This window comes from Frigoribacterium sp. 2-23 (assembly GCF_049601585.1).
Classification (GTDB): domain Bacteria; phylum Actinomycetota; class Actinomycetes; order Actinomycetales; family Microbacteriaceae; genus Frigoribacterium.
On record NZ_CP187126.1, the window covers coordinates 1,412,803 to 1,437,121 of the forward strand.

Consider the following 24,319-nt stretch of genomic DNA (forward strand, 5'->3'; position numbering starts at 1 on the left):
GGGCGCCTGGGGCCTTCGGCGTATCGAGGCGGAGTCGGTTGCCGACCGCCGTCGGCGGTGCCGTACCCGGTTGGCTACTGCCGGTACTCGAGACGGATGGTCGTTCCCTTGGCCACGGTCTCTCCCGCACCCGGGTTCGTGCTCGAGACCGTCAGCGAGTTCTTCCAGTCGAGGACGGCGCACAACACGTTGGTGCAGTCGTCGTAGCTCGCCTTGAGCCCGAGGCGCTGGAGCTGCGCGGTCGCCGCGTTGAGGGACTTGCCCGTGACGTCGGGAACGGCCACGGGAGGCGGGCCCTTCGACGTGACCAGGTTCAGCGTCGAACCCTTCGTGAGGGGGCCGTCGGTCGTCTGTTCCGACCGGATCACCAGTCCTTCGCCGACGGTGTCGCTGTACTCGCTCGTGCTCGGTGTGCCCGTGAGCTCGACGGCTGCGAGAGCCGCCTGGGCGTCGCCGACCGACTTGCCCGCCACATCGGGGACGGGCCCGAGCGAGACGGTCAGCGTGATCGGCTGCTGCTCGCCGTACTGGGCGACCCCGTTGAGGTCGACCGCGGCACCCGTGCCGTCCACCCCGGCGATCGCCAGGACCGTCCCGGCCGCCTGGTCGTCGAAACGGCTCATCGGGTCGGCGAGCGAGAAGGCGGCGAGGGCGCTGGCGGCTTGGTCTTGCGACTGGCCGACCACGGCCGGCAGGTCGAGCATCTTGGGGCCCTGCGACACGATCAGCGTGATCTCGGTTCCCTTCTGGACGCGTGAGGACGCATCGGGGTCCGTGCCGATGACCTGGCCCGACGGCACGGTCGGGGAGGTCGCGTCGCGATTCGTCCCGGCGACCGCGAACCCGGCGTCGGTCAGACCCGTCGACGCCTGTTCGACGCTCTGACCCGACACGTCGGGGACGGCGGCCTGGGCACCGGGGCCCGAGCCGAACCAGAAGCCCACGCCGCCCACGACGAGGGCCAGCACGACGATGACGGCGAACCAGACGAAGCCCCGGCGTCGACGACGTGTCGCGGCGGAGGACAGGGCGTCAGCGGGGGAGGCGGTGATCGGGCCGGTCCGGTGGCGTGCCTTGGGTACGACCTGCGTCTCGCCCGTCGTGCCACCGCGGGGGAGTACCGAGGTGGCGGCTGTCACGGCCGTGGCCGCCGGCAGCACCATCGTCTTGTTCGCCGGCGGGCCGCTGGGGTCGGCCAACGCACGTTGCACGTCGACGACCTGGTCGAGGAGGGCTCGGGCATCCCGAGGTCGTTGATCGGGGTCGCGCGCGGTCGCCCAGAGCACGAGCTCGTCGAGTTCGGCCGGGACGCGCGGATTCGCCGTGCTGGGCGTGGGGACGGTGTCGTTCGCGTGCTGGTACGCGATCTGCATGGGCTGCTCGCCCTTGTAGGGTTGCTCGCCGGTCAGCATCTCGTACAGCATGATGCCGAGCGCGTAGATGTCGCTGCGGGTGTCCGCGATGCCGCGGGTGACCAGCTCGGGCGAGAGGTAGGCGATCGTGCCGAGCAGGGCCGCGCCCGTGGCCGTGTTCGCGGTGGCGGCGCGCGCGAGCCCGAAGTCCCCGATCTTGATCCGGCCGTCGTCGGCCAGCAGCACGTTCTCGGGCTTCAGGTCGCGATGGACGATCCCGGCGCGGTGGGCGGCCGCCAGACCCGACAGCACGGCCTCCAAGATGTCCATCGCCTGGTCGGAGGTGAGCACCTTGTGATCCTGCAGGAGCTCGCGCAGTGTGATACCGGGCAGGTACTCCATGACGAGATACGCGCTCTCGTCGTCTTGACCCTGATCGAAGACGTTGACGACGTTGGGGTGGGCCAGACGGGCCGCCGACCGCGCCTCCTGGATGAAACGCTCCTTGAACTGGGCGTCGTCGGCCAGGTGGCCGTGCATGATCTTGATCGCGACCCGGCGCTCGAGGCGGAGGTCGGTGGCGAGGTACACGGTGGCCATGCCGCCGCGGGCGATGCGCGAACGGACCTGGTAGCGACCGTCGATGAGCCGGCCGATCATCGGGTCAGTCTGGTTCGTGCTCACCCCCGCGATTTTACGGACAAGAGCATCGCTCGAACGAACTGACTCACCGTCGCGGCGACAATGGAAGAGTCGTTGTCAGACCGTTACCTGGGACGGTGTCAGCCGAGTGTCCTCAGCCACTCCCGAGCCGGAGCCTCCCACTTGGCGTATGCCGTCGGGTAGGCCGAGTACTGGACGGCCTGAGCCGCCTGGGTGACCGACATGCCGGACCAGTTCGTCACGTCGAGAAGGCCTTTGGTGAAGCCCTTGTTCGGGTTCGTCTTGCCGCCGAAGAACAGCTTCGTGGCGTGCACGGGGTCGGTCAGCTGGGCGACGGTACCCCAGCCGGTGCTCGGGCGCTGCTGGAAGAGACCCACCGAGTCCCGGTCGCCGTAGTGGATGTTCCGGAGGCTCGACTCCTGTGCCGCGGCCGCCAGCGCGATGACGATGGCCTGGTCGGATGCGCCGATCTGGCGCCCGACCGAGATGATCGTCCGGGCGCTGTGCTTCTGCTCGTCGGTGAGCGACGTCGTCGGCGCGAACGGGGTCTTGGCGGCGGTCTCGATCACCACGGCCGGTGCGGCCGAGGCGACTGCTGTCGCCCCCGGGATCGTCAGCTTCTTGCCCGCGTAGATGGTGCTCGACCAGGAGAGGCCGTTCGCCTGCAGCAGGCTCTGCACCGTGGTACCGGTCGCCTTCGCGATCGAGGCGAGGGTGTCGCCCGTGCGGATCGTGTAGCCGCCCGTCGCCGCGCTGGGCGCGGCGGGTGCCTGCACCATGGCGGTCGGTGTCGCTGCCGCACTGCCGCCGCGAGGGATCGCGAGCGACTGGCCCGGGTAGATGATGCTCGAAAGGCCCAGGCCGTTCGCGCTGAGCAGCGCCGAGGTGCTGACCCCGTATTTCTTGGCGATGGAGCTCAGCGTGTCGCCGCGGGCGATCGTGTGCGTCGACGCGGCGGCCGGAGCGCTCGTCGGCTTGGCGGTCACCGGAGCCGGGCTGCTCGTGGAGCTCAGGCTGAGGGTCTGCCCGGGGAAGATGGTGCTCTTCCAGCTCAAGCCGTTGAGGGCGAGCACGGAGGCGGTGCTGAGACCGAACCGGCCTGCGATCCCGGCGACGGTGTCTCCCGAGACCACGGTGTACGAGGCCGGGGCGGCGTGGGCAGCCGCCGTGTCGACGACACCGCTGGTGGCCGGATCCGCGTCGTCCGTCTGAGCCGGGAGGACGACGACGGGCTTGGGAGCGGCGAGGGGCTTCTTCACCGGCTGCGGTGCCTGGTCGATCGAGAAGACCGGCCCCGTCATGCCGAGTGTGGCGGCCGCGAGGGACCCCGCGAGCACGATGGGCATGGTGTTGAGCACCGAGCGGCGGAAGGCCGATCCAGGCTGATCTTCGTTCATGGGGGACCCCGGGTTCGTCGTATCGACACGGTGGGCCGGTCTCCTGGGTGTGCCACCCGGGATCCGACGTGATCTGTACGACCCTCGGCCGACGATCGACCACAACAGTGCTGCATGATCGCCCTCGACCCCGCGACGGTGGTCCGCGCGGCGTGTCTTCAGCGATAACGCTGACACAGATGTATATGCAAGTCAATTAACGAGGCGGATGTGACGGGTGTGACCGTCGGAGGCGTCGGTGCCGGTCGCGCCGTGGCACAGTTGTCCGGTGATCGATTTCTCGCAGCGTCCGTGGTTCGACGGCACCCGATGGTTGACCGTGCCCGATCTCGTGGAGCGTCTCGGCGTCAGCGTCGGACGGGTCCGCCGCCTGTTGGAGGACCACGTCCTGCTGGGCGCACGGATCGACGGTGTCCTCCGCGTGCCGGAGGGGTTCCTCCGCGGAGACGAGCCGCTGCACGAGCTGAAGGGCACGATCACCGTGCTCTTCGACAACGCGTTCACGGAGGACGAGGCGCTCGACTGGATGCTCTCCGTCGAGGAGAGCCTCGGCGTCTCGCCGCTCGACGCCCTGCTCGCGGGGCGCAAGGCCGAGGTCCGTCGCGTCGCGCAGAGCCTCCTCTAGGGGGTCAGCTCCTCTGACGAGTCAGCTCCTCTGACGAGTCAGCTCCTCTGGACGATCAGTAGGTGCGCTGGGTGACGGTGTCGGCGAGGCGCCGGAGCTGAGTGGTCGCCGAGCGCGAGAGATCTGCGTGATCGATCGCGAATTGGGCCCGCTCGACCTGATCGGCGATCGACTGTTCGACCGCCTGCACGGCCCCGGAGTCGTGCAGCGTCGCCTGCAGCATGCCGATCTGACGCTCGTCGAGATCGGGGTCGCCGAGGAGCTCGTCCAGGAGGCGCACGGCGCCCGGCTGCATCGCCTTGCGCGCCGTCGCGATCAGGACGGTGCGCTTCCCCTCTCGGAGATCGTCGCCGGCAGGCTTGCCCGTGACGTCGGGGTCGCCGAAGACGCCGAGCAGGTCGTCCCGCAGCTGGTACGCGATGCCGAGGGGGAGTCCGAAGCCGCGGAGGGCGTCGAGTTGGGCGGGCGTGCCGCCCGCCATGGCGCCGCCGACGGTGAGCGGTGCCTCGACGCTGTACTTGGCCGACTTGTAGACGATGACCTTCTGGGCTCGGTTGAGGAGAGCCGCGTCGTCGAACGACTGCCAGGCGTTCTCCTCGAGGATGTCGAGGTACTGACCCAGGGTCACCTCGGTGCGCATGCGGTTGAATTCGGCCCGGGCCGCCCGCGCGGCGTCGCGGGAATCGAGAGAGTCGAAGGCCTCGCTGATGAGCTCGTCGCTCCACCCCAGGAGGAGGTCGCCCATCAGCAACGCACTCGACGTGCCGTACGCCTGGGGCGATCCCAGCCACTCGGCGTCGCGGTGGACCGCCTCGAATCGCTTATGGGCGGCCGGGCGGCCACGGCGGGTGTCCGAGTTGTCCATGATGTCGTCGTGGACGAGCGCTGCCGCATGGAACAGCTCGAGGCCCACGGAGGCGGTCATGACGGCGTCGAGTTCTCGTTCGTCCGGGCGACCGGGCAGGGGGTCGAAGCCGCTCGCGAGCCCGGCGACGGACTGCCAACCCCAATAGCAGAACAGGGCGCGGAAGCGCTTCCCGCCGCGCAGGAGATCGCTCGAGAACACGGCGAACGGGTCGAGGTCGTCGGAGACGGCCCTCAGCGCCGGTCGCTGCCGATCGAGGAACCCGTCGATCCGTTCTTGAACGACATCCACTAACCGCGTACTCTCAGCCACGCTGCATAGCCTAGCGATTGCTTGCAGGCTTAGACTCGTGAGCACTATTCACGCGTCGATCCCACCCTGAAGGGACTCAGAGATGCCGCTTTCCGAGCAGGAGCAACGACTCCTCGACGAGATGGAGCGGAGTCTGTACAACAACGACTCCGATTTCGTGGCCACGGTCGGCACCCGCCGGGGTCGACCGAACTACACGCTCATCGTTCTCGGTGTCCTGGGCGCCCTCGTCGGCATCGCGGTGATCGTCGCCGGAGTCATCTTCCGCCAGCCGCTCATCGGTGTGGCCGGCTTCGTGCTCATGCTCGCCGGGGCGCTCTTCGCCATCGCGCCACCGCAGCGTCGCGGGTCGACGCACATCCCGGCGGCTCCGTCTCCCCGCTCCTCCACCTCCCGCCCCACCGGTGTGGGCAAGGCGCATGGCGGTGGTCTGATGGACCGCCTCAACGAGCGATGGGATCGTCGCCAGGACGGTGACGGCCGCCACTAGGCGCCCACCACCTCCTCGATCAACAGGGTCGGCCTTCGGGCCGGCCCTTTTTCGCGCCCTCTGACCACCCGGGCACCCACACTCCACTCCACTCTCCTCCACCTCCGTGACCCCCGAATTGGCGGGCCTCTCGGGGGTTTTTTCTCGTTTTGGGTGTCGGGTTACGTAGCTAAGTGGCGGATAGTGGAGTAAAGTGGAGTAACGGACCACAACCGGGTGCGAGCTAAGGGGGCGACGGATGTTCCTCGGCACGTACTCGCCCAAGCTCGACGAGAAAGGGCGCATCATCCTCCCCGCGAAGTTCCGTGACGAGTTGGCCTCCGGCCTCGTCATGACGCGCGGTCAAGAGCGGTGCGTCTACGTCTTCAGCCAGCGCGAATTCGAGGACATGCACCTGCGCATCCGTCAGGCCCCGATCACGAGCAAAGAGGGACGCGACTACATGCGTCTCTTCCTCTCGGGTGCCAGCGACGAGATCCCCGACAAGCAGAACCGCGTGACCATCCCGGCGATGCTGCGCGATTACGCCGGCCTCGGCCGCGACCTGACGGTGATCGGCGCGGGCAACCGTGCCGAGATCTGGGCGACCGATGCCTGGAACACCTACTACGAGGCCCAAGAGGCCGCATTCGCGAACACGACGGAGGAGGTGATCCCCGGGCTCTTCTAGTCCCTTGGCCGTGACTCCCAGCCGTCCGCCCTGGCGCACCTTCCCCGGTGCCAGGTCGGGATGGATGGGGATCTCGACCAAGGGCCCGGCCCGGCTCCTCATGGCAGAACAGATCCACACCCCGGTACTCCTCGAGCGGACCCTCGAACTCCTTGCCCCCGCGCTCTCGCGACCCGGCGCCGTCGTCGTCGACACGACACTCGGCATGGGCGGGCATAGCGAGGCGATGCTCGAGCGCTTCGACGGTTTGACCGTGGTCGGTCTCGACCGCGACACCGAGGCGCTGACGATCGCGGGGGAGCGGCTCGCCCGCTTCGGCGGCCGGGCGCAGCTCGTCCACACGACCTACGACGGGATCGGCCAGGCTCTCGACGGGCTGGGCCACGACCACGTGGACGCCGTCCTGTTCGACCTGGGTGTCTCGTCCCTGCAGCTCGACCGCGTCGAACGGGGCTTCTCCTACTCCAAGGACGCCCCGCTCGACATGCGGATGGACTCGACCTCGCCCGTGACCGCCGAGCGCATCCTGGCCGAGTACCCCGAGTCGGAACTGCGGCGCATCTTCTACCAGTACGGCGAGGAGAAGCTCGCCCCGCGCTACGCCCGTCGGATCGTCGAGAGCCGTGTCGAGCGGCCACTCGTCCGCAGCGGCGAACTCGTCGACCTGCTCATCGCGGCGACCCCGGCCGCCCTCCAGCGTGCTGGGCACCCGGCGAAGCGCGTCTTCCAGGCGCTCCGTATCGAGGTGAACGCCGAGCTTGCCTCCCTCGAGGCCGCCCTGCCCGTCGCCCTCGATCGTCTGGCCGACGGTGGCCGGATCGTCGTCCTGGCCTATCAGTCCCTCGAGGACCGCTTCGTGAAACGCGAGTTGGCGGCCCGGACGACCTCGACAGCACCCGCCGATCTCCCGATCGAGCTCCCCGAGCACCTCCCCGAATTCCGTCTCCTCGTCCGCGGCGCGGAACTCGCGTCCGAGGCCGAGAAAGACGAGAACCCCCGAGCGAAACCCGTGCGGCTCCGTGCCGCCGAGCGAATCCGGAGAAAAGCATGACCACCAACCTCGCTCTGGCGCAGCCGCAGAACGACCGTCGGTCGGAGCCGCGTCGTCCCGCGGTCGAGATCGTCAGCAGTCGTCAACAACGTCGTGCGCGCCCGAAACTCGCCTACGCCCTGATCGCGACCGCCGCGCTCTTCGTGCTCTTGCTCACCCAGCTCGGCATCAGCATCGCGCTGAGCGACGGGGCCTACAAGATCTCCGACCTGCAGGGCAAGCAGACCGAGCTGGCCCGCGACCAGCAGAAGTACGCCGAGCAGCTCGACGTGCTCTCGTCGCCGCAGAACCTGGCCAACAACGCGGCTGCCCTGGGCATGGTGCGCAACTCCAACCCGGTCTACCTGGACCTGTCGACGGGGGCCGTCCACGGCGATCCGACGCCGGCCGTGGGCAGCACCGACAGCGCGGCCGACAACCTCATCCCCAACACGCTCCTCGACGGGGTGCCCCTCGCCACGAAGACGCCGGCGACCGCGACTCCCGCCGCCGCCGGGTCGACCCCGACCGACTCCGCCGCGGCGGGCGCGGCGGGCACCGAATCGGCGGGCCAGTCGGTAGCGTCTGACCCGAACCAGCTGGCGGCTCCCGAGACCCGCTAGAGATTCGTCGTCGTACGACGGGTCGACCGATGAGTGCGGGCGGCTTGACAGGCCGACCGCGGTGAGGAACCTCTCGTGAAAGCTGCATCCCGAAGCCGTCGCCTGCGAGTGACTCTCGCGATGGCCGTGGTGATCGCGCTGGTCGGCGTGTTCGTCGTCCGGCTCGCCGACATCCAGCTCGTCCAGGCGGCCGAGCTGAACTCGCAGTCGCAGAACAAGCGCGAGATCGTCCAGACGACGTACGGCGACCGCGGAGACATCGTGGACGCCAACGGCAAGGTGCTGGCGGGGAGCGTGACGCGGTACAACATCACCGCCGCCCCCGCGTTCGCGAAGACCATCACGGTGACGTCGAGGGACGACGCCAAGACGAAGACGACGATGACCGTCGAGGACGTCATGAAGAAGGTCGCCGAGATAACGGGCGGCGATGTCGCGACCATGATGAAGAGCATCACCCGCGACCCCAACGCCAACTTCGCCTACCTGGTGAAGGGTGTCGACGTCGATGCTTTCCGCAAGGTCCGAGACCTGAAGAACTCGGGCATCTCGTACCTGTATTACGAGCGTCAATCGGCACGCACCTATCCGAACGGATCGGTCGCGGGCAACCTCACCGGCTTCATCGGCACCGATGGTCCTCAGGCGGGTCTCGAACTGACCGAGAACTCCTGCCTCGCGGGGACGAACGGCTCCGAGTCGTACGAGCGCGGTGCCGACGGCGTGCAACTGCCGGGCAGCACGGTCACGACGAAGCAGGCGGTCTCGGGTAGCACCCTCAACCTCACCATCGACAGCGACCTCCAGTACATGACCCAGCAGGCGATCGCCGAGCAGGCGCAGGCCATCGGCGCCGAGTCGGCCACGGCCGTCGTCATGAAGGCCGACACGGGCAAGCTCCTCGCCGTCGCCGACTACCCCGCCGTCGACCCCAACGACGTGGACGGCACACCGGTCGGCAACCTCGGGTCGCTGGCCTTCACCGCGTCCTACGAGCCCGGCTCGACGTTCAAGGCGATGACGGCCGCCATGCTGCTCGACTCGGGCCAGGGCTCGCCGACGAGTCGCGCGACGGTGCCGTACTCGCGGTCCTTCCCCTGGGGCGGCGAGATCCACGACGCGTCGTTCCACCCGACCGAGCAGCTGACCCTGACCGGTGTCCTCCGCGACTCGTCCAACGTCGGCATCTCGCTCCTCGGCGAGAAGCTGTCGAAGGAGCAGCGCCACGACTACATGGTCAAGTTCGGTCTCAACGAGAAGACGGCGGTCGACTTCTCGGGTGAGCCCTCGCAGGGCATCCGACCCACGTCACAGTGGGATCAGCAGACGAGCATCAACACGATGTTCGGGCAGGGCGTCTCGACCACCGCGATCCACCTCGCGAGCATCTACCAGACCCTCGCGAACCACGGTGTGCGGATGCCCGCGTCCCTGGTCTCGGGCTGCACGGCACCGGACGGCACGGTGACGGATCAGCCGAGCACGCAGGGCACCCAGGTCGTGTCGCAGTACGCCGCCGACACGACCGTCAACATGCTCGAGAAGGTCGTCAGCGACGGCGAGCAGTCGAAGCTCCTGACCATTCCCGGGTATCGTGTCGCAGCGAAGACGGGTACTGCCGAGGTCGCAAAGGCCGGAGGCGGTGGCTACGGTTCCGACCGCATCGTCTCGGTGGCGGGCATCGCGCCGGCCGAGAACCCGCAGTACGTCGTCGTCGTGACCTTCACGAAGCCCACTACCATGAAGACCTCGGCCGCTGCGGCGCCGACCTTCAACAAGATCATGTCCCAGGTCCTCGAGATGTATCGCGTGCCTCCTTCGACGGAGCCGGCGCCTGTCATCCCCGAGACCTGGTGAGAGAAGAGGATTCTTTGAGCGCCCGGATCCCCCCGGTTCTTCGACCGGAACATCCGTCGGCGAGGTCGCTCGCTCAGCTGGTGAGCGAGTTCGGCCTCGAATTCGAGGGTTCCCTCGACGGCATCGAGATCACCGGTGTGACCCTGAGCACCGGTGACCTGCACCCCGGCGATCTGTACGTCGGCGTCCCCGGCGCCCACCGGCACGGCGCCGAGTTCGCGGCAGAGGCCCGGCAGGGCGGCGCGGTCGCCCTGCTGACCGACCCCGCCGGTGCCGAGATCGCGCGCGACAGCGGCTTGCCCGTCGTGCTGGTCGACTCGCCCCGGGCGGCCCTCGGCGACGTGTCCGCCTGGGTCTATCGCACGGGCGGCGACGACAGCCCGCTGCTGTTCGCCGTCACGGGCACGAACGGCAAGACGTCCACGTCGTACCTGCTCGAGGGCATCCTCAAACAGCTCGGTCTCGTCACCGGTCTCAGCAGCACGGCCGAGCGGCACATCGGCGACCTCACGGTGGTCAGCCGCCTGACGACGCCCGAGGCCAGCGAGATGCACGCCCTGCTCGCCCGCATGCGCGAGAGCGAGGTGCGCGCCGTGGCCGTCGAGGTCAGTGCCCAGGCCCTCAGCCGCAACCGCGTGGACGGGCTCGTCTTCGACGTCGCCGCCTTCACGAATCTGAGCCACGACCACCTCGACGACTACGCCGACATGGAGGAGTACTTCGAGGCGAAGCTGCCGCTTTTCCAGCCCGATCGCTCGAAGCGCGCCGTCATCTCGCTCGACTCGCCGTACGGCCAGCGGGTCGTCGACACGGCTCGCGTTCCCCTCACGACGATCACGGTCCTGCCCGACGTCGAGGCCGACTGGCGCGTCGAGATCCTCGACGAGCACGCCGCCTACACCGAGTTCCGGTTGTCGGGCCCCGAGGGTCGGACGCTCGTCACCCGCGTCCCGCTGATCGGCTGGCACATGGCCGCGAACGCAGCCCTGGCCATCGTCATGCTGGTCGAGGCCGGCTTCGAGCTGGAGGCCATCGGCCAGGCGCTGGACGACGACGGCGGCATCCGCGCCTACCTGCCGGGGCGGACCGAACGCGTCTCGGGCGAGCACGGCCCCAGTGTGTTCGTCGACTTCGGGCACAGCCCCGACGCCTTCGTGAACACGCTGGCCGCCGTCCGTCGATTCACTCCGGGCAAGGTCGTCATGCTGTTCGGAGCCGACGGCGACCGCGACACGACGAAGCGCGGCGACATGGCCCGCGTGGCGGCAGCCGGCTCCGACATCCTCGTGATCACCGATCACCACCCCCGTTTCGAAGACCCCGAGTCGATCCGCCGGACCCTCGTGGAGGCGGCCCGCGAGGCCTACCCCGAACACGAGATCCACGAGGTGAGCCCGCCCGAGGCGGCCATCCGCCACGCGGTCTCGCTCGTCGGCGAGGGCGACTCGATCCTCTGGGCCGGTCCCGGCCACCAGGACTACCGCGACATCCGCGGCGAACGGACGCCGTACTCGGCGCGAGACGAGGCCCGTGCCGCTCTGCGCGAGGCAGGGTGGGGCGAATGATCGCGTTGACGCCTGTCGAGATCGCCGAGATCGTCGACGGGCGCCTCGTGCTGCCGGCCGACGCCGTGGGCGACATCACCACGACGCCGCTGGACGGCTCGGTCGAGACCGATTCGCGCCTGGTCGGGCCCGGGTCGATCTTCTTCGCCTTGCCCGGCGAGGTCACCGACGGATACGCGTTCATCGACGCGGCGACCGCGGCCGGTGCGTCGCTCGTCGTCGCCGAGCGTGACGTCGAGACGACGGCCGCCCTGATCGTCGTCGAGGACGGCGTCGTGGCGCTCTCGCGACTCGCTGCGGCCGTCGTCGAGCGCGTCCGTCGGCACGGCGACCTGAAGGTCGTCGGCGTGACGGGGTCCAACGGCAAGACGAGCACCAAGAACATGCTGCGGGCGATCCTGTCCGACATCGCACCGACGGTCGCCCCCGAGGGGTCGTTCAACAACCACGTCGGAGCGCCGATCTCGATGCTGCGGGTGACGGACGAGACCCGGTACCTGGTCGTCGAGATGGGGGCCAGCGGCCCGGGTGAGATCGCGCGACTCGTCGACATCGCCCGACCCGACACCGGTGTCGTGCTGAAGGTCGGCCTCGCCCACGCGGGCGGGTTCGGCGGCATCGAGGGCACGCGGGCCGCGAAGGCGGAGATGGTCACCGACCTGCCCGCCTCGGGGACGGCCGTGCTCAACGCCGACGACGACCGGGTCGCCGGCATGGCCTCGGTCACGGCCGCTCGTGTCGTGACGTTCGGGCAGTCCGACTCGGCCGACTACCGCGCCTCCGACATCGACGTCACCGTCGACGGCACGTCCTTCACGTTCGCCCACGGTGACCTGACCCGTCGTGTGTCCCTGCGCATCCTCGGCGAGCACCACGTCATGAACGCCCTCGCCGCCCTGACCGTCGTGGGGGAGTGGGGCGTCGACCTCGAGCGTGCCGTCTCGGTGCTCGAAGGGGTCACCCGGGCCGAGCGCTGGCGCATGGAGGTGCTCGATGCCGGTGACGGCGTCATCGTCGTCAACGACGCCTACAACGCGAGCCCCGACTCGGTGGCCGCCGCCTTGAAGACGCTGGCGCAGATCACCGGCGACGAGCGTCGCTCGATCGCCGTTCTCGGCGAGATGGCCGAGCTCGGCGAGATGGCCCGAGACGAGCACGACCGTGTCGGCCGCCTCGTCGTCCGCCTGAACGTCAAGCAGTTGATCGTCGTCGGGCAGGCCGCCCGTCACGTGCACATGGCCGCGGGGCTCGAAGGGTCGTGGGACGGCGAGTCCGTCCTCGTCGACACCATCGACGAGGCCTACGACCTGTTGCGGCCGGCGCTCCGATCGGGCGACGTGGTCCTCGTCAAGTCGTCCAAGTCGGCCGGCCTGAGGTTCCTCGGCGATCGACTCGCCGGAGTCTCCGCATGATCGCGCTGCTGATCGGCGGCGCGGTCTCGCTCGTCTTCACGCTCCTCCTCACCCCGGTCTTCATCCGGCTGTTCCACAAGCTCGGCTGGGGTCAGTTCATCCGCGACGACGGCCCGAAGTCGCACCACACGAAGCGCGGCACGGCGACCATGGGCGGCATCGTCCTCATCCTCGGCAGCGTCCTCGGCTACTTCGTGGGCCACCTCGTGGCTCGGGACACTCTCACGCTCAGCGGGTTGCTCGTCCTCTTCATGATGGTGGGCCTCGGTGTCGTCGGGTTCCTCGACGACTTCATGAAGGTCCGCAATCAGCGCAGCCTCGGTCTCGGCGGGTGGGCGAAGATCCTCGGCCAGGTCGTCGTCGGCGCCATCTTCGCCGTCCTCGCCCTGTCCTTCCCCAACCCCAACACCGGACTCACCCCGGGCTCGGCCGCGATCTCGGGCATCCGGGACATCCCGTGGCTCGACTTCATGTTCTTCGGCAGCATCATCGGCGGCGGGCTGTTCCTGATCTGGACCGTCCTCATCACGGTGAGCACGTCCAACGGCGTCAACGTCGCCGACGGGCTCGACGGCCTGGCGACCGGCGCGTCGATCCTGGCCATCGCCTCCTACATCTTCATCGGCTTCTGGCAGTTCAACCAGTCGTGCTTCAGCGTGCGGCTCGACGAGTCGACGCGCTCCGCGTGCTACACGGTGGCGAACCCGCTCGACCTGGCCGTCGTGGCCGCCTGCATCTGCGGCGGGTTGATCGGGTTCCTGTGGTGGAACACGTCTCCCGCGCAGATCTTCCTCGGCGACACGGGGTCGCTCGGCCTCGGCGGCGCCCTCGCCGCCCTGGCGATCCTCAGCCGCACCGAGCTGCTGCTCGTGCTGATCGGCGGGCTCTTCCTCGTCGTCACCGGCTCGGTGATCCTGCAACGCGCCTACTTCAAGATCACCAAGGGCAAGCGCATCTTCCTGATGAGCCCCCTGCACCATCACTTCGAGCTGAAGGGCTGGGCCGAGGTCACCGTCGTGGTGCGCTTCTGGATCATCGCCGGCCTGTTCGTCGCCGCGGGTGTCGGTGTCTTCTATCTCGAATGGATCTCCCGCACGTCATGACCCCGACACACAGGGCCGACCGCCTCTCCGGGCTCACGAGCTGGCACGCCGACTGGTCGGGGCTCCGCGTCGCCGTGCTCGGCATCGGAGCGACCGGCTTCGCCGTCGCCGACACGCTGGCCGAGCTCGGTGCCCGGGTGCTCGTCGTGGCCCCGGCCGTCGACGACGACCGGCGCGAGCTGCTCCAGCTGATCGGCGCCGAGCTCGTCCTCTCGCCCGAGATGGCCGAACCTCCGGAGGCGCTCCTCGCGCTCGACCCGGACGTCGTGATCGCGAGCCCCGGCTTCTCTCCCGGCCACCCGCTCATCGAGTGGGCCGCCTCGAGCGGCCTGCCGGTCTGGGGCGACGTCGAACTCGCCTGGCGCGTGCGCGACAAGGTCGAGCGCATCGCCGACTGGGTGCTGGTCACCGGCACGAACGGCAAGACGACCACGACGCAGCTCACGGCCGCGATGGGGACGGCCGGCGGTCTCCGCACGCTGGCCTGCGGCAACATCGGCGTGCCGGTGCTCGACGCGGTCCGCGACCCCGAGGGCTTCGACCTGTTCGTCGTCGAGCTGTCGAGTCATCAGCTGCATTACCTCCCGACCGAGGGGCCGGGGGCGCTCCGCCCGCTGGCCTCGGTCTGCCTCAACGTCGAGTCCGACCACCTCGAGTGGCACGGCTCGTTCGAGGCGTATCGCGCCACCAAGGCGAAGGTCTACGAGAACACCGTCATCGCCTGCGTCTACAACAAGGACGACGAGGCGACCCGCCACATGGTCGAGGAGGCCGACGTCGAGGAGGGCTGCCGCGCCATCGGCTTCGGGCTCTCCGCGCCGGGCCCGAGCGACTTCGGCGTCATCGGAAGCGACACGGGCGCCGTGCTCGTCGACCGTGCCTTCCTCGCCGAGCGGCGACACCGGGCTCTCGAGCTGACGACGACGGAGGCGCTGGCCGAGGTCGGTCTCGCGGCCGATCACCTCGTCGCCGACGTGCTCGCCGCCGCCGCCCTGGCGCGCGCGGTCGACGTCGACCCTCGGGCGATCCGCGACGCGGTGGCCGGGTTCGCGGTCGACCACCACCGGATGGAGGTGGTAGCCTCGGCGCGCGGCATCACGTGGGTGGACGACTCGAAGGCGACGAACCCGCATGCCGCGCGCGCCTCCTTGTCCGCGTTCCCTCATGTCGTCTGGGTCGTCGGCGGCCTGTTCAAAGGCGTCGACGTCGAGCCGCTCATTCGTGACGCGACATCGGCCGTCCGCGGCGCCGTGGTGATCGGGGCCGACCGGGCCGAGCTCGTCGCGGCCTTCGCACGACACGCGCCCGGCATCCCCCTCTTCGAGGTCGACGAGGCCGACACTGATCACGTGATGTCGACGGCCGTGCGTCTGGCAGCAGGGGTCGCCCAACCGGGCGACACGGTGCTGCTCGCCCCGGCCGCCGCCTCCTTCGACCAGTTCAGCGACTACGCGGCGCGCGGGCGGGCTTTCGCCTCCGCCGTCCACGACCACCTGGGAGGTGACTCCGATGGCCAACCCGCCTTCGAGCCTCCCGCGACGCCGGCAGGCTGACACGGCCGAGGCACGCGGGCGTACCCGTCGACCCGAGACCGGCACCCCGCCGGCGGCACAGAACGGCACGAGGCCGCACGACACGAGATCGGCCGCGGCCGTGGTCGCCGTCAAGCGGCTCTTCGCCGCCGAGACGGGGTCGTTCTTCCTCATCCTCGGCACGACGCTGTTCATGGTCGTGCTCGGCCTCGTGATGGTGCTGTCGTCGTCGTCGGTCGAGCAGTACATCTCGTCGAACCACACGTCGTTCTTCGGCGCGTTCGTGCGCCAGAGCATCTACGCCGCCATCGGCATCCCGGGGATGCTGATCGTGTCGCGCGTGCCCGTGTCGTTCTGGAAGCGCTGGGCGTGGCACATCGTCGCCGTCGCCGTCTTCCTGCAGCTGCTGGTCTTCAGCCCGCTCGGCTTCGAGTTCGGCGGCAACCGGAACTGGCTGAACCTCGGGGCCTTCACGGCCCAGCCGTCCGAGGTCGTCAAGCTGGCCCTCGCCATCTGGCTCGGCATGATCCTCTCGGTCAAACGCGATCTGCTCGGCGACTGGAAGCACCTGGCGATCCCGCTCGTCCCGGTCGTCTTCTTGTCGGTGGGGCTCGTCATCCTCGGCGGCGACCTCGGCACGACCATGATCATCCTGCTGCTCGTGTTCGCCGCCGTGTACTTCGCCGGGGTCAAGCTGCGCTTCCTCGCGTTGCCGGTCGTCGCCCTGGCCGTCCTCCTGCCGATCATCGCGCACGGCTCCGACTCGCGGAGCAGCCGGATCGCCGCGTGGATGTCCGGCTGCTCGGCGTCGAGCGACTACCAGGCCGCGTGCTGGCAGACCCTGCACGGCACGTGGGCGCTCGCCTCGGGCGGTGTCTTCGGTGTCGGGCTCGGCAACTCGAAGTCGAAGTGGTCGTGGCTGCCCGAGGCCGACAACGACTTCATCTTCGCGATCATCGGCGAGGAGCTGGGCCTGATCGGCGCGATCGTCGTGCTCGGCCTGTTCGTCGTCCTCGCGGTCGGGTTCGTCAAGATCATCCGACGGACGAACGACCCCTTCGTGCGGGTGACGACCGGTGCGATCATGGCCTGGATCATCGGGCAGGCGCTCGTCAACATCGCCGTCGTGCTGGGCCTCCTGCCCGTGCTCGGCGTGCCTCTGCCGCTGATCTCCGCGGGTGGATCGGCCCTCATCCTCACCCTGTTGGCCATCGGCGTCGTGCTGTCGTTCGCCCGTCGGCCCGAGGAGCCCGTCGTCCAGCAGACCGTGCCCGGTGGACGGGTAGGGTCTCTCCGGTGACGACGTATCTTCTCGCCGGAGGCGGCACCGCCGGCCACGTGAACCCCCTCCTGGCGGTGGCCGATCGGCTGCGCCGCCGCGAGCCCGACGCGACCGTGCTCGTCCTGGGCACGGCCGAGGGCCTCGAGGCCCGTCTCGTCCCCGCGCGCGTCTACGAGTTGCTGACGGTGCCGCGTCTGCCCTTCCCGCGCAAGCCGTCGCGGCATGCCCTCGGGTTCCCGCGCCGACTGCAGGGCGCCATCGACGGGGTCAGGTCGATCCTGGCCGACCGTCAGGTCGACGTCGTGGTCGGGTTCGGCGGATACGCCGCCGCGCCGGCCTACGTCGCCGCCCGCCGATCCGGTGTCCCGATCGTCGTGCACGAGGCGAACGCCAAACCCGGCATGGCGAACGTCCTGGGGTCCTACCTGACGAAGCACGTCGGCGTGGTCTTCGCATCGACCAAGCTCCGGCACGCGCGCCAGGTCGGCATGCCCCTGCGCGACGAGATCGAGACCCTCGACCGTCGGGCGCACCGGGCCGAGGCCCTCGAGTTCTTCGGCCTCGACGCGACCAAGCCGGTCGTCCTCGTGACCGGCGGGTCGACGGGCGCCCGGCGGCTCAACGAGACCGTGTCGCGGGCGGCGCCCAGCATCCTCGGCACCGGCTGGCAGATCCTGCACATCACGGGCGAGAAGTCCGACCTCACCGTGAGCGGTCTCGCCGACTACCACCTCCTCAAGTACTGCGACCGCATGGACCTGGCGCTCTCGGCAGCCGACTTCGTCGTGTCGCGCGCGGGGTCCGCGACGGTCAGCGAGCTGACGGCCCTCGGGCTCCCCGCCGTCCTCATCCCGTATCCGGTCGGCAACGGCGAGCAGCGTTTCAACGCGACGGACGTCGTCGCGGCCGGAGGCGCGGTGCTCGTCGCCGACGCCGACTTCACACCCGACTGGGTCGGCTCCGATCTCGTGACCCTGCTGCTCGATCGGGCGACGATCGCCGACATGGCGGTCCGTTCGGCCTCCGTCGGCGTCCGCGACGGGGCCGATCGCACCGTCGACCTCGTCCTCGACGCCGTGGGCCGCGCCTCCTCGTCTTCTCCGTCCACCCCCGAAACGACCAGCGAGACCTCATGATCAAGCCCGACCTCACCCAACAGATCCCCGCCGAGCTCGGGCGCGTCCACTTCGTCGGCATCGGTGGCTCGGGCATGAGCGGCATCGCGCGGGTGTTCTTGGCCGCGGGACACGTCGTGACGGGTTCCGACCTGCGCGACACGGCCGCCGTGAAGGCCCTCCGGGCACTCGGCGCCGAGATCGCCATCGGCCACGATGCGGCGAACGTGGGCGACGCCGACACGCTGGTGGTCACGGGTGCGCTCTGGCAGGACAACCCCGAGTACCAGCTGGCGCTCCAGAGGGGGCTGCCGGTGCTGCACCGTTCGCAGGCCCTCGCGTGGTTGATCGGCGGACACCGCCTCGTCTCCGTCGCCGGCGCCCACGGCAAGACCACGTCCACGGGCATGCTCGTGACGGCGCTCCTCGCTGCGGGTCGCGACCCCAGCTTCGTCAACGGCGGGGTGATCCAGTCGCTCGGGGTCAGCGCGCGCGGAGGGTCGGACGACCTGTTCGTCGTCGAGGCCGACGAGTCCGACGGCTCCTTCCTGCTCTACGACACGGCCGTCGCCCTGATCACGAACGTCGATGCGGACCATCTCGACCACTACGGGTCGCACGAGGCGTTCGACGACGCCTTCGTCTCGTTCGCCGAGGCGGCGAGCGAGAGCGTCGTCGTCTCGAGCGATGACCCGGGTGCCGTCCGTGTGACGGCCCGACTCGATCGGGCCAAGGTCGTGACGTTCGGCGAGGCCGCCGATGCCGACGTCCGTGTCGCCGACATCACGTCGGTGGGGCCGGTCGCGTTCACGATCCATCGGGGGCCGGACTCCTGGCCCGTCCAGCTGCGTGTCCCCGGCCGGCACAACGCGCTCAACGCGACCGGCGCGTTCGCGGTGCTGGTCGGTCTCGGTCTCGCCCCCGACGAGGCGATCGCGGGTCTCGAGACGTTCGGCGGCACCGAGCGACGGTTCGAGCTGCACGGCGTGCGTCGCGGAGTCAGCGTCTACGACGACTACGCCCACCACCCCACCGAGGTCGCCGCGGCGCTGCAGGCGGCTCGGTCGGTCGTGGGAGACGGTCGACTCATCGCCGTCCACCAGCCGCACCTCTACAGCCGAACCCGCATGATGGCGGGCGAGTTCGCCGAGACGTACGAGCGACTGGCCGATCACACGGTCGTCCTCGACGTCTTCGGGGCGCGCGAGGACCCGGAGCCCGGGGTCACGGGTGCGCTGGTGTCCGAGCGGTTCCACGACGGGGCCAAGGTCGACTACGTCCCCGACTGGCAGTCGGCTGCCGACCGGGTCGCCGAGATCGCGCGGGCCGGCGACTTCGTCATCACGCTCGGCTGCGGTGACGTGTACCGCATCGTCCCGCAACTGCTCGGCTCCCTCGACGGCGGTGCCGACGAGGCGGACGCGTGACGCTCGGCCCGTCGAGCGTTCGACCGGAGAAGCCGTGAAGCGGCCCGAGGGGTTCGACGCGTCCACAGGGTCCGACCCCGAGTCGGTCCCGCCCCCGTCGGGTCGTGCTCGCGGTCGGCTGACCGACCGCCTCACATCGGCCCGGGACGCCGCCTCGCGGTTGGGTGCCGAGACGACGGCCAAGGCCCGGCGTCTCGGCGCATCGACCGACGACCAGGAGGCGCGGGTCGACACACCAGGCACGTCGCGTCCGTCATCGGCCCCGTCTGCGCCCTCCGCCCGGACCGACTCGTCGGCGGCCGGTGGTCGCGTGACCGATCTCGTCGCCCCCGACACCACGGCCGACGAGGCGAAGCAGCGGGCCCGCGAGGCCCGTCGGGCGGCCCGGGCCGCATCGGTGGAGAGGAGGCGCGTCGAACGCGTCGAGGTCCGCCGCTTCACGAGGCGCAGTCGGCATCGTCGGGCGACCCTGATCACGGCCGGTGTCGTGACCGTCCTCCTCGTCGGGTCGGTGACGATCGCGGTCTTCTCGCCCCTGCTGTCGCTGCAGACCATCACGGTCGAGGGCACCAGCCGCGTCGACAAGGCCGCCGTCGAGAAGGCGGTCGACGGGCAGCTCGGCACGCCGCTCGCGCTGGTCGACTTCGCGACCATCACGGACGAGCTCAAGGGCTTTCCCCTGATCGCCAGCTATGTCACCGAGACCTCACCTCCGCACACGCTCGTGATCCGGATCACCGAGCGGCAGCCGATCGCCACGGTCGCCGTCGGAACGGGTTTCGAGCTCGTCGACCCGGCCGGCATCGTCGTGCAGAAGCTCGACGCGCGGCAGGACGGCGTGCCACTGGTCGACGTCGGGGGAGCCCCCCTCGACGGGGCCGCGTTCCGTTCGGCGGCCGAGGTGCTCCTGGCGTTGCCCATCAATTTCCGCGCGACCGTCGACACGGTCACGGCCTCGACCACCGATGACGTGACACTGAGCCTGACATCCGGCGAACGCGTCGTCTGGGGGAGCGCCGACGACTCGGCGCGCAAGGCGGAGGTGCTGGCCGGTCTGATCCGAGACCAGTCCACCCGAGACCCGGGCGCCTCGGTCGAGTACGACGTCTCGGCCCCCGACAACGGCATCATCCGCACGAGATGACGACCCTCGTTCGCGACACGCGGGGGCCGCTGTCCGTGGCACCCCGGCGCGACACCTACCTTGTGACTGCAGAACTTGCATATAAAGTATAACTTTAACCTTCAAGTCAAGGGTTAAGGTTTAAGCGGAGGCCGGACGTGACAACGAACCATAACTACCTAGCCGTGATCAAGGTCGTCGGTGTCGGCGGCGGTGGCGTCAACGCCGTCAACCGCATGATCGAGCTCGGGCTCCGCGGAGTCGAGTTCATCGCCATCAACACGGACGCCCAGGCGCTGCTGTTGAGCGACGCCGACGTCAAGCTCGACGTCGGACGCGAGCTCACGCGTGGCCTGGGTGCCGGCGCCGACCCCGAGGTGGGGCGTCGCGCGGCCGAAGATCACGCCGAAGAGATCGAAGAGGCCCTCGCCGGTGCCGACATGGTGTTCGTCACGGCGGGTGAGGGCGGTGGCACGGGTACCGGCGGTGCCCCCGTCGTCGCCCGTATCGCCAAGTCGATCGGTGCGCTGACCATCGGTGTCGTCACGAAGCCGTTCGGCTTCGAGGGCAAGCGGCGCCAGGCGCAGGCCGAGGCCGGCGTCGCAGCACTGAAGGACGAGGTCGACACCCTCATCGTCGTCCCGAACGACCGCCTCCTCGAGATCAGCGAGCGCGGCATCAGCATGGTGGAGGCCTTCGGCACCGCCGACCAGGTGCTGCTCGCCGGTGTCCAGGGCATCACCGACCTCATCACGACCCCCGGTCTCATCAACCTGGACTTCGCCGACGTCAAGTCGGTCATGCAGGGTGCCGGTTCAGCGTTGATGGGCATCGGCTCGTCCCGCGGTGCCGACCGCGCGATCAAGGCCGCCGAGTTGGCCGTCGCCTCGCCTCTGCTCGAGGCGTCGATCGACGGTGCGCACGGCGTGCTCCTGTCGATCCAGGGCGGGTCGAACCTCGGCATCTTCGAGATCAACGACGCGGCCCGACTCGTCCAAGAGGCCGTCCACCCCGAGGCCAACATCATCTTCGGTGCCGTCATCGACGACACGCTCGGCGACGAGGTGCGGGTCACGGTCATCGCGGCCGGCTTCGACGGTGGCGAGCCGTCCGCCAAGACGAAGGACCGCCGCTCGAGCTACGTCGAGACCGAGGGCGCCGCGACGACCACCGTCGGTGGCGTGTCGGCGATCGCCGACAGCGGTGCCACGGGCGACACGGGTGCCTGGCGTCGCCACGAGGAGCCCACGGCCACCCAGGCCGTCGACCCGGTGTTCGACGACGGCGACGACGACCTCGACGTCCCGGACTTCCTCAAATAGACAGCATGTCGGCATCCGAGGCGGCGAGCGGTCTCGACGACCGTCTCGCCGCCGTCCGTGCCGGTGTCGTCGACGCGGCCCGGTCGGCGGGCCGCGACCCGGCCGACATCACGACGATCGTCGTCACCAAGTTCCATCCTGCCTCCCTGGTTAGCGAGCTCTACGCCGCGGGTGTCCGCGACGTCGGTGAGAACCGACATCAGGAGGCGCAGGTGAAGTCGGGCGAATTGGCCGACCTCCCGGGTCTCCGTTGGCACTTCGTCGGACAGCTCCAGTCGAAGAAGGCGCGGCAGGCGCGTCGGTACGCGCACGCCGTGCACTCGCTCGACCGGGACAGCGTCATCGACGCCCTCGCCTCCGACGAGGGCCTGCTCGACGGCTTCGTGCAGGTCAACCTGACCGACGACCCGGGTCGTGGCGGGGTGTCTCCCGATCGCCTCGAGACCGTCGTCGAGCGTGTCCTCGCGACGCCGGGCCTCCGCCTGCGCGGTCTGATGGCGGTGGCGCCTCTCGACGAGGAGGCGCGTCCCGCCTTCGCGCGCCTCCGGACGCTGTCCGAGCGGGTGCGCGTCCTCGCGCCCGACGCCCGTGACATCTCGGCCGGCATGTCCCACGACTACCGCGAGGCGATCGCGGAAGGCGCGACACACCTACGAATCGGGACCGCAATCACGGGTTTGCGACCCGAAGGTCGTTAATGTCGACCGAGACGTTCCACGATCCGGAGGAAACAATGGCCAACCCGCTGCGCAAGACGATGGTCTACCTCGGCCTCGCCGACGAAGAACTCGAGTACGACGAGCCCCAGCAGCAGGCGCAGCCGGCCCAGGCGCAAGCCCAGGCCGCCGCCGCCCGTCAGCACAGTGCCGCCCAGAGCGCCCCCGCGCCGGTCTCGCCCGTGCACGCCGCTCCCGCCCCCACGCAGAACCGTGCCCCCGTGACGCCCCTGCGTCGCGCCTCGACCTCGAAGAATGCGGTGTCCCAAGACATGAACGAGATTCTCACCGTCCACCCCCGCGAGTACAAGGACGCCCAGGCGATCGCCGAGAGCTTCCGCGAGGGCATCCCCGTGATCATCAACCTGTCCCAGATGACCGAGACGGACGCTCGCCGTCTCGTCGACTTCGCCAGTGGACTCTCCCAGGGGCTCTACGGCAAGATCGAACGAGTCACGAACAAGGTCTTCCTGCTCAGCCCCGCGCACATCGCCGTCAGCGGTGACCAGGCCGAGGTGGAGTCCGACATCGAGGCATCCTTCTTCGCCCAGTCCTGAGCGCCCGAGGGCTCGTCCGCTCGAGCGACCTGATCACCCCGACCAGAGAGACCGCACAGACCTCCGATGATCGTCCCCGTGATCGCCACGATCGTGTACTACGCCCTGCTGCTCTTCTTCCTCCTGATGTGGGCGCGGTTCATCCTCGATCTGGCCCAGTCGTTCAGTCGCGGTTGGCGTCCCCGTGGGGCCGTCCTCGTGCTCGCCGAGGTGACGTACACCGTCACCGACCCGCCCATCCGAACGGTCCGACGGGTCCTCCCGCCCGTCCGTCTCGGCTCCGTGGCGCTCGACTTCGGGTGGAGCATCGTGATGCTCGCCGTCGTCATCCTGATGTCCATCGCATCGGCGCTTCGCTACACGATGTAGGCTGACCAGCGGGTCTTTCCGACCCTCAGCGCCCCACGGGGCGCGGTCACCCCCTAGTGTTGGGGGGCAACGCAGACCATGACCACACGATCCAACAGATTCACGAGGTGACGGCAATGGCTTTGACGCCGGATGACGTAGTCAACAAGCGGTTCCAGCCGACCAAGTTCCGCGAGGGCTACGACCAGGACGAGGTGGACGACTTCCTCGACGAGGTCGTCACCGAGCTTCGACGTCTCAACGCCGAGAACGACGAGCTGCGCCAGCGCCTCGCGTCCGGTGGGGCGAGCGAGCCGGCCGCGGCCGCTCCCGTCGCCAGCGCTCCGGTCGCCAGCGCGCCGGCCCCGGCATCGGTTCCCGCGCCCGTCGAGGCCGAGCCCGAGGCAGCGGCCCCCGCCGAGGCTCCCGAGCCCGTCGTCGAGGCGCCCGTCGCCGCCGCTGTCGCCCCGACCGCCGCGTACGCCGCACCCGAGGTCGACGAGACCGCCAGCACGAACAACCTCCTCCAGCTCGCTCGTCGTCTGCACGAGGAGCACGTCCGCGAGGGTGTCGAGAAGCGCGATGCGCTCATCGCCGAGGGGCACGCGACCGCAGCCCGCGTCGTCGCCGAGGCCGAGGCCACCCAGCGCGAGGTCATCGCGACCGCCGAGTCGCGCCAGCGCGAGATCACGGCCGAGACCGACCGCGTCCAGCGCGAGACGATGGACAAGCTCAACTCCGACCGCACCGCGATCGAGCAGCGCATCGACGGTCTCCGCACCTTCGAGCGCGAGTACCGCCAGAAGCTCAAGAGCTACATCGAGGGTCAGCTGCACGAGCTCGACGGCGACGCCCCGTCGTCTGCCGGCGAGCCCCAGCCGGCCGGTGGCGTCTCCGCTCCGGCCAGCGCCCAGGGCTTCGGCTCGAACTAAG

Annotated in this window: 22 protein-coding genes; 19 read left to right on the top strand and 3 right to left on the bottom strand. The window is 69.5% G+C overall.

Features of this window, described 5'->3' with window-relative positions; translation table 11 throughout:
- Nucleotides 1-74: 74 nt before the first annotated feature.
- Nucleotides 75-2,036, bottom strand: coding sequence for a Stk1 family PASTA domain-containing Ser/Thr kinase (pknB, locus tag ACPEEZ_RS06665; protein ID WP_423923974.1), 1,962 nt, complete (start codon nt 2,034-2,036; stop codon nt 75-77).
- 98 nt (nt 2,037-2,134) lie between these two features.
- On the bottom strand, nt 2,135-3,412 hold the full coding sequence (locus ACPEEZ_RS06670; RefSeq protein ID WP_423923975.1) for a LysM peptidoglycan-binding domain-containing protein: 1,278 nt from the start codon (nt 3,410-3,412) through the stop codon (nt 2,135-2,137).
- A 268-nt stretch (nt 3,413-3,680) separates the two neighbouring features.
- Between ACPEEZ_RS06670 and ACPEEZ_RS06675 the strand changes: the two genes are divergently transcribed.
- The gene (locus ACPEEZ_RS06675) at nt 3,681-4,037 is read left to right on the top strand and encodes an Rv2175c family DNA-binding protein (protein ID WP_423923976.1); all 357 of its coding nucleotides are present in this window, start codon (nt 3,681-3,683) and stop codon (nt 4,035-4,037) included.
- A gap of 55 nt (nt 4,038-4,092) precedes the next feature.
- Here the strand turns inward: ACPEEZ_RS06675 and ACPEEZ_RS06680 are convergent, their stop codons facing one another.
- Nucleotides 4,093-5,214 (bottom strand): polyprenyl synthetase family protein, encoded by a 1,122-nt coding sequence (locus tag ACPEEZ_RS06680; protein ID WP_423923977.1) that lies wholly within the window; start codon nt 5,212-5,214, stop codon nt 4,093-4,095.
- Nucleotides 5,215-5,296: 82 nt separating this feature from the next.
- Between ACPEEZ_RS06680 and ACPEEZ_RS06685 the strand changes: the two genes are divergently transcribed.
- The 18 genes from ACPEEZ_RS06685 to ACPEEZ_RS06770 all read left to right on the top strand — a co-directional run bounded on the left by ACPEEZ_RS06685 (nt 5,297) and on the right by ACPEEZ_RS06770 (nt 24,318).
- Nucleotides 5,297-5,704: a DUF3040 domain-containing protein gene (locus ACPEEZ_RS06685; RefSeq protein ID WP_423923978.1), complete on the top strand. Its 408-nt coding sequence runs from the start codon at nt 5,297-5,299 to the stop codon at nt 5,702-5,704.
- A gap of 238 nt (nt 5,705-5,942) precedes the next feature.
- Nucleotides 5,943-6,374: a division/cell wall cluster transcriptional repressor MraZ gene (mraZ, locus tag ACPEEZ_RS06690; RefSeq protein ID WP_423923979.1), complete on the top strand. Its 432-nt coding sequence runs from the start codon at nt 5,943-5,945 to the stop codon at nt 6,372-6,374.
- A 100-nt stretch (nt 6,375-6,474) separates the two neighbouring features.
- Nucleotides 6,475-7,425, top strand: a complete 951-nt coding sequence (gene rsmH / locus ACPEEZ_RS06695) for a 16S rRNA (cytosine(1402)-N(4))-methyltransferase RsmH (protein ID WP_423923980.1) — start codon at nt 6,475-6,477, stop codon at nt 7,423-7,425.
- Nucleotides 7,422-8,027 carry a hypothetical protein gene (locus tag ACPEEZ_RS06700; RefSeq protein ID WP_423923981.1) on the top strand — a complete coding sequence of 202 codons (606 nt, stop codon included), beginning with the start codon at nt 7,422-7,424 and terminating at the stop codon, nt 8,025-8,027. Before rsmH ends, ACPEEZ_RS06700 begins: the two co-directional genes overlap by 4 nt.
- Before the next feature lie 120 nt (nt 8,028-8,147).
- Nucleotides 8,148-9,884 (top strand): peptidoglycan D,D-transpeptidase FtsI family protein, encoded by a 1,737-nt coding sequence (locus ACPEEZ_RS06705; RefSeq protein ID WP_423923982.1) that lies wholly within the window; start codon nt 8,148-8,150, stop codon nt 9,882-9,884.
- A gap of 14 nt (nt 9,885-9,898) precedes the next feature.
- Nucleotides 9,899-11,449, top strand: coding sequence for a Mur ligase family protein (locus ACPEEZ_RS06710; RefSeq protein WP_423923983.1), 1,551 nt, complete (start codon nt 9,899-9,901; stop codon nt 11,447-11,449).
- Complete coding sequence (locus ACPEEZ_RS06715) at nt 11,446-12,861, top strand: UDP-N-acetylmuramoyl-tripeptide--D-alanyl-D-alanine ligase (RefSeq protein WP_423923984.1); 1,416 nt, start codon at nt 11,446-11,448, stop codon at nt 12,859-12,861. Before ACPEEZ_RS06710 ends, ACPEEZ_RS06715 begins: the two co-directional genes overlap by 4 nt.
- Entirely contained in the window at nt 12,858-13,964 is a 1,107-nt protein-coding gene (mraY, locus tag ACPEEZ_RS06720; RefSeq protein ID WP_423923985.1) for a phospho-N-acetylmuramoyl-pentapeptide-transferase, read from the top strand. Before ACPEEZ_RS06715 ends, mraY begins: the two co-directional genes overlap by 4 nt.
- Nucleotides 13,961-15,517 carry a UDP-N-acetylmuramoyl-L-alanine--D-glutamate ligase gene (gene murD, locus ACPEEZ_RS06725; RefSeq protein WP_423923986.1) on the top strand — a complete coding sequence of 519 codons (1,557 nt, stop codon included), beginning with the start codon at nt 13,961-13,963 and terminating at the stop codon, nt 15,515-15,517. The genes mraY and murD overlap by 4 nt, the downstream gene beginning before the upstream one ends.
- On the top strand, nt 15,474-16,796 hold the full coding sequence (gene ftsW, locus ACPEEZ_RS06730; RefSeq protein WP_423923987.1) for a putative lipid II flippase FtsW: 1,323 nt from the start codon (nt 15,474-15,476) through the stop codon (nt 16,794-16,796). Before murD ends, ftsW begins: the two co-directional genes overlap by 44 nt.
- Nucleotides 16,793-17,914 carry a UDP-N-acetylglucosamine--N-acetylmuramyl-(pentapeptide) pyrophosphoryl-undecaprenol N-acetylglucosamine transferase gene (locus tag ACPEEZ_RS06735; protein WP_423923988.1) on the top strand — a complete coding sequence of 374 codons (1,122 nt, stop codon included), beginning with the start codon at nt 16,793-16,795 and terminating at the stop codon, nt 17,912-17,914. Before ftsW ends, ACPEEZ_RS06735 begins: the two co-directional genes overlap by 4 nt.
- Nucleotides 17,911-19,320 (top strand): UDP-N-acetylmuramate--L-alanine ligase, encoded by a 1,410-nt coding sequence (murC, locus tag ACPEEZ_RS06740; protein ID WP_423923989.1) that lies wholly within the window; start codon nt 17,911-17,913, stop codon nt 19,318-19,320. Before ACPEEZ_RS06735 ends, murC begins: the two co-directional genes overlap by 4 nt.
- A gap of 34 nt (nt 19,321-19,354) precedes the next feature.
- The gene (locus ACPEEZ_RS06745) at nt 19,355-20,464 is read left to right on the top strand and encodes an FtsQ-type POTRA domain-containing protein (protein ID WP_423923990.1); all 1,110 of its coding nucleotides are present in this window, start codon (nt 19,355-19,357) and stop codon (nt 20,462-20,464) included.
- Nucleotides 20,465-20,601: 137 nt separating this feature from the next.
- A complete protein-coding gene (gene ftsZ / locus ACPEEZ_RS06750; protein WP_423923991.1) occupies nt 20,602-21,765 on the top strand; it encodes a cell division protein FtsZ in 1,164 nt (387 codons plus the stop codon).
- Nucleotides 21,766-21,770: 5 nt separating this feature from the next.
- Nucleotides 21,771-22,463: a YggS family pyridoxal phosphate-dependent enzyme gene (locus ACPEEZ_RS06755; protein ID WP_423923992.1), complete on the top strand. Its 693-nt coding sequence runs from the start codon at nt 21,771-21,773 to the stop codon at nt 22,461-22,463.
- Nucleotides 22,464-22,498: 35 nt separating this feature from the next.
- Nucleotides 22,499-23,038, top strand: a complete 540-nt coding sequence (locus ACPEEZ_RS06760; RefSeq protein WP_423924199.1) for a cell division protein SepF — start codon at nt 22,499-22,501, stop codon at nt 23,036-23,038.
- Nucleotides 23,039-23,104: 66 nt separating this feature from the next.
- Nucleotides 23,105-23,407, top strand: a complete 303-nt coding sequence (locus ACPEEZ_RS06765; protein ID WP_423923993.1) for a YggT family protein — start codon at nt 23,105-23,107, stop codon at nt 23,405-23,407.
- Between the two features lie 116 nt (nt 23,408-23,523).
- Nucleotides 23,524-24,318: a DivIVA domain-containing protein gene (locus tag ACPEEZ_RS06770; RefSeq protein WP_423923994.1), complete on the top strand. Its 795-nt coding sequence runs from the start codon at nt 23,524-23,526 to the stop codon at nt 24,316-24,318.
- The last annotated feature ends 1 nt before the right edge of the window (nt 24,319 follow it).